This is a genomic window from Candidatus Hadarchaeales archaeon, from assembly GCA_038823825.1.
GTDB lineage: Archaea > Hadarchaeota > Hadarchaeia > Hadarchaeales > Hadarchaeaceae > JAVZGN01.
This window is the reverse complement of sequence record JAWBCC010000009.1, coordinates 1-5,261: the sequence shown is the minus strand read 5'-3', so window position 1 is coordinate 5,261 and position 5,261 is coordinate 1. Positions and strand designations below refer to the sequence as shown.

Annotated in this window: 3 protein-coding genes and 1 pseudogene; 3 read left to right on the top strand and 1 reads right to left on the bottom strand. The window is 59.6% G+C overall.

Features of this window, described 5'->3' with window-relative positions; translation table 11 throughout:
- Both QXF64_05540 and QXF64_05535 read left to right on the top strand, forming a co-directional pair.
- Nucleotides 1–1,505: hypothetical protein (locus tag QXF64_05540; GenBank protein MEM1689935.1), on the top strand; the 1,505-nt coding region annotated here is incomplete at its 5' end.
- 145 nt (nucleotides 1,506–1,650) lie between these two features.
- Entirely contained in the window at nucleotides 1,651–4,386 is a 2,736-nt protein-coding gene (locus QXF64_05535; protein ID MEM1689934.1) for a phospholipase D-like domain-containing anti-phage protein, read from the top strand.
- A 301-nt stretch (nucleotides 4,387–4,687) separates the two neighbouring features.
- Here QXF64_05535 and QXF64_05530 read toward each other — a convergent pair.
- Nucleotides 4,688–4,783: pseudogene (locus QXF64_05530) on the bottom strand (transposase domain-containing protein).
- Nucleotides 4,784–4,874: 91 nt separating this feature from the next.
- Between QXF64_05530 and QXF64_05525 the strand changes: the two are divergent.
- Nucleotides 4,875–5,243 (top strand): transposase, encoded by a 369-nt coding sequence (locus QXF64_05525; GenBank protein ID MEM1689933.1) that lies wholly within the window; start codon nucleotides 4,875–4,877, stop codon nucleotides 5,241–5,243.
- Nucleotides 5,244–5,261: the final 18 nt, after the last annotated feature.

Sequence of the window (5,261 nt, the reverse complement as noted above, 5' to 3'; positions counted from 1 at the left end):
AGAAACTTGTTCAACAGATAGTGGCGGACAACCTGGAACTGTGGCAAGGGCTCGGTCTGGTTCCCGATATGGAGATTGAGCCCGGGGATAAGACCGATGAGCCAATCCGGACACGCGGTTGGACCCATTGGCATCATTTTTTCAATCCGCGGCAGTTGCTGGTTCAGAAGATCATCCTCGAGCAAGCTTTGTCGTCAGATTGCCCGGCAGAAATGGCGTTGTTTGCTGCAAAGACATTGGATTGGAATAATCGGGGGTGTCACTGGCACACCGGCTGGGATAAACCAGAGAATCTTTTTTATAACCAGGCCCTCGACACATTTCTTAACTACGGGACTCGGAGCAGCTTCTTCTTGTTATCACAATGGGGCCTTGGGTCCGCCCGATACAGTGATCTGTCACATCTGAGCGCGACGGTGACTACGAGGTCTGCCGATAGTCCAGAGAGATCGGATATCTTTGTCACCGATCCGCCGTACGCTGATGCCGTTATGTATCATGAGATCACGGAATTCTTCATCGCCTGGCTTCGCCGGAACCTTCCCAAGGAATTCAGCGATTGGACGTGGGACTCGCGGCGGGCGCTAGCGATCAAGGGTTCAGGTGACGACTTCCGCCGTGGCATGGTCAGCGCCTATCGGGCGATGGCCGAGCACATGCCCGATAACGGCTTGCAATGCGTGATGTTCACCCACCAGGACACAGGGGTTTGGTCCGACATGGTGGGCATTTTCTGGGCCGCGGGTCTTCAGGTGGTCGTCGCGTGGTACATCGCGACCGAAACAACCTCCGAGCTGAAGAAAGGCGGTTACGTGCAGGGCACTGTAACCCTGATGTTGAAGAAGCGCGCCGCAGGCGAGCGGACCGGCTTCAAGCAACGCATCTTGCCGGCGGTTCGGAGCGAGGTCGAGCGCCAGATCGAAAGCATGATGCACCTCAACGAGGAGGTGAAGGACAAGCTGGGCGAGCCGGTCTTCAACGACTCCGACCTTCAGATGGCGGGCTATGCGGCAGCGCTGAAGGTGCTGACCGCCTACACCCATATCGGCGGCGAAGACGTGACAACGTTCGCGCTGCGCCCGCGCCGGCGGGGTGAGGTGACGGTTGTGGACGAGATCGTCCAGCAAGCGGCCGAAGCGGCGAACAGCCTTTTGGTGCCAGAGGGTCTCAATGCAGAAACCTGGGCTCGGCTATCAGGCGTCCAGCGCTTCTACTTCCGCATGATGGATATGGAGACGACCGGGGCCAGCAAGCTCGATAACTACCAGAACTTCGCCAAAGCATTCCGAGTGGGCGACTACGCTCGGATCATGGGGAACATGGCTGCAAACAGCGCCGGCCTGAAGCGCGTGACGGAGTTCGCGTCCCGCGATCTGACCGACAGCACCGAGATCGGGTCGACATGGCTCGGCCGGATTATCATCGGGCTGAAACAGCTGCTAGAGGAAGTCGAGCCACAGGTTGTGATTGGCCAGATTCAAGAAGACCTGCCCGATTTCATGTAAGCACGCCGGCTACTGATTGACATGCTGGGTTTCATCGAGCGCAAGGCTCCCGAGAAGGAAGTGCGCGATGCAGCGGAGGTTCTCGGCGGTCGCATGAAGAACCTGCGCGTTTTCGGGCAGTGACGAGGCGAGGGGCACTGATCGATTGACCATCCGCCGCTTCTCTTCGCGCAAGCAACGGCTCGATCAGACGGTCCTTCTGGAGCACCTGAAAGGTGCCCGGAGCTACAAGCGCATTGCCGGCTACTTCACTAGTTCGCTGTTCGAGGTGGCTGGCGAACTGCTGGACGAGATCCCCGAGGTGAAGATCGTCTGCAATGTCGATATCCACCCGGATGATCTGAAAGTCGCCCAGCTGCGCGAGGCCAAAATGATCGGGCGCTGGAACGAGCGCTCCCCGGAGGCCGAAGCACTGCTGAACCGCGAACGCTATCGCCGCCTGGACGCCTTTCTTCAAAAGCACGGCCAGGCAGTCCGGGTCGCCCCCGATGATATCTGCGGCTTCCTGCACGGCAAGGCCGGCGTGATCGAGTGCGCTGACGGACGCAAGCTTGGCTTCATCGGTTCCATGAACGAGACGCGCAGTGGCTGGCAGCGGCACTATGAAATTCTCTGGGAGGACTCTTCGCCAGAAGGCGTGGCGTGGATCGAGGAAGAGTTCGAATTCCTTTGGCGGGCAGCAAAGGAGTTGCCGCGCGCTGTTATTCGCGAAGTTCGCCGACGGGGCTATCGCCGCGAGGTGTTGTTCGACGAGATCGAGGATCCAGAGGACCTCGCGCCAGCCGCGCTGATCGAGTCACCGCTCTATCGCGAGGGCTTCTCGCTTCAGCCCTGGCAACAGAGTTTTCTGACTGAGTGCATTCGTCATCACGAAAATCATGGGATCGTCCGCCTTCTCCTGGCGGACGAGGTGGGGCTCGGAAAAACGCTTTCGCTCGGCACTGCAGCGTTGGCACTTTGCCTTCTTCAAGTTCAGGAGACGGGAGGGCAGAGGCCAGTCGTCATCTTCGCTCCCGCGACGCTGTGTGAGCAATGGCAGACCGAGATGATCGACAAGCTGGGAATTCCCTGCGCTCGCTGGGAAACTCAAAAGAAGGTCTGGCTCGATCCTGAAGATCGCGCGATCTCCCCGGTTGGACGGGAGCAGATCGCGCGCTGCCCCTTAAGGATTGGGATCGTCTCGACCGGCCTGATGATGCGGGACAGCCCTGAGAAGCAGCACCTAATGGGGCTCCGCTTCGGATTGGTGATCCTCGATGAGGCCCACAAGGCACGCAGCCGCCAAGGCTTTGGAAGCAATGCCGGCACTCCCAACGAGCTTCTGGCATTTGCGCAAGCAATCGCCGAGCGAAGCGATCACGTGCTTCTTGGAACCGCCACTCCGATCCAGACACGGTCCGAAGACCTATGGGACCTGATGCGCATTCTTCATCGAGGCAAGGGTCGCTTTGTCCTCGGCAATGATTACGCGCGCTGGCACAAGCCACAGGCGGTTTTGCCCATTATCTCGGGCCAGAGCGACGTCGCGGAAGCGGAGTTAGCATGGGAACTGCTGCGGTCACCGCTCCCACTGGTCAATTCGACCAACGAACCGCGAGCAAGACGTCTCATCAGCGCGATCCGCCAAGACCTTGCCTTGCCCGATCGGCAGACGGAATGCAGCGCCTCACTTACGCAGCTTTCTGATGATACACGCGAGATCCTCGAAGAGGAGCTTGAACGCGAGATTTCCGGGGCGACATTCTTCCAGCGCGAAAACCCCTTCATTCGTCATATTGTGCTGCGCAAACGGGTCGATCTCGAAGAAGCGGGCCTCCTTCCGAAGATCGGGGTCGATCTCCACCCCGATCGCCAGTTCATCCGGGACACACAGCGATTTGACGCGCTGTTCGAGGGCAAAGCTCTTCGGACCAGTGACGATTTTCGGGAGGCCTATCGCGAGGCCCGCGCCTTCGGCAAGGCGATCTCGAAGCGGGGGAAAGGCAGCGGCTTTATGAAGAATCTCATGGAGCAGCGGATATGCTCGAGTATCGCGGCGGGCCTAAGTACTGCCAGAACGCTTCTCGCGGGACGCACAGTGCAGGAAGAAACGGAAGACCAGGAGATCGAGCTTGCCGTCGAAAGCACCGAAGAGAGAGCCGTCCTCGAACAGCTGATCGGACGCTTGGAGCGGATTGAGGTCGATCCAAAGCTTCAGGCCACCATCCACTTCCTTGAGCGCGAAAAATGGCGCGATCATGGAGCGATCATCTTCAGTCAATACTACGACACAGCAAAATGGGTCGCCGACTCCTTGGCTGTGAGGTTTCCCGAACAGGCGATCGGCCTCTATGCCGGGGCGTCACGCAGCCGGCTCTACCAAAAGGGCGAGAGCGTCAGCATCGAGCGTGAGACGCTGAAAAAGATGGTCGCCGAACACGAGATCAAGATCATGGCGGCGACGGATGCCGCCTGCGAAGGGCTAAACCTTCAGACCCTCGGGACACTGATCAATATCGACCTGCCCTGGAACCCAACGCGGCTAGAGCAGCGCATCGGGCGCATCAAGCGGTTCGGCCAGGCTCGTGAGAAGGTCGACATGCTGAATCTAGTTAACGAGCAAACAGTAGACGAAAAGGTCTACGAACGGCTGTCGGAACGAATGCGCGACCGATACAACCTATTCGGCTCATTACCAGACACGATAAAGGACGAGTGGATCGACGATATTGAGACGCTTGGGCAGAAGATGGACGAATACATCAGCGCTCAGCGCGAGGCGACCGGGTTCGATCTCCGTTACCGGGCAACCGCCGAACCGTCGGACAAGGATTGGCGTGACTGTACTGAAGTTCTCTCTCGCCGTGATTTTGGGGTGTTGATGCGGACGGGGTGGACGTGATGCCGAGCGGCGCCTTCATGGCGGCGAGATACCAGGTCAACAATAGGTCAACCGGGGTATCGGGTTGGTTCTCCGAGCTGCGCCGCTGCTTGCGGTTTTCTGCGGATCAATGCGGCGGAAAGTAAATTGCAGGTCAAGGGGTTATCCTCGTAACTGCATGAAATCCAGAGAGAAGTGGCTTTCCGCGGGTCGAGGCTCATAACCTGAAGGTCGTAGGTTCAAATCCTACCCCCGCAACCAAATCTACACGCGTTATCAAACGCTTAAGCGCCGCCCTCCGGGTAAGCGTCCGGTCTGACCGCTACCGGCTCCGGCGCCAGGGCAGCAGCTCGTCGAGCTTGGTAACCTTGTAGTCCGGGATGCGGGCCAGCGTGTCGGCGAGCCAGGCGTGTGGATCGTAAGCGTCCGGGGTCGCCGCCCTGCCGGGACTGGGGAGCGTCGGATAGTGTCCGCTTTGGATAGCGGACACTATGGGCCTGGGCCTTCCGATGGCGCGTCGAACGAAGCGGCTCTGGACCGTGGAGGAGCAGCGGTCGATCTGTCTCCAGACGACGGCGCCCGGTGTTTCCGTGGCGCAGGTGGCGCGGCGCTACGCGCTGAATGCGAACGTCATCTTCAAATGGCTGCGTGACCCTCGGTTCGCGCCGGACCCGGATACCGTCCCGACGGCGGATCCCTGCTTCCTGCCGGTCGAGATCGTCGATCCCCCGGTTTGCGACGGCGCTCCTTCGCCGGGCGATGCTCGAGAACCGAGTGGGACGATCGAGATCGACGTCGCGGGCGGTCATCGGATGCGGATCAGCGGCCGCTACGATCCCGAGGCTCTCGCTCGGCTGATCCGGGGTCTGTCCGGGTGATCCCCGTTCCCGGCGTCA

Bases quoted from the DNA above. Each gene is read 5' to 3' on its own strand.
- QXF64_05525 (MEM1689933.1), top strand. From the start codon at position 4,875: ATGGCGCGTCGAACGAAGCGGCTCTGGACCGTGGAGGAGCAGCGGTCG.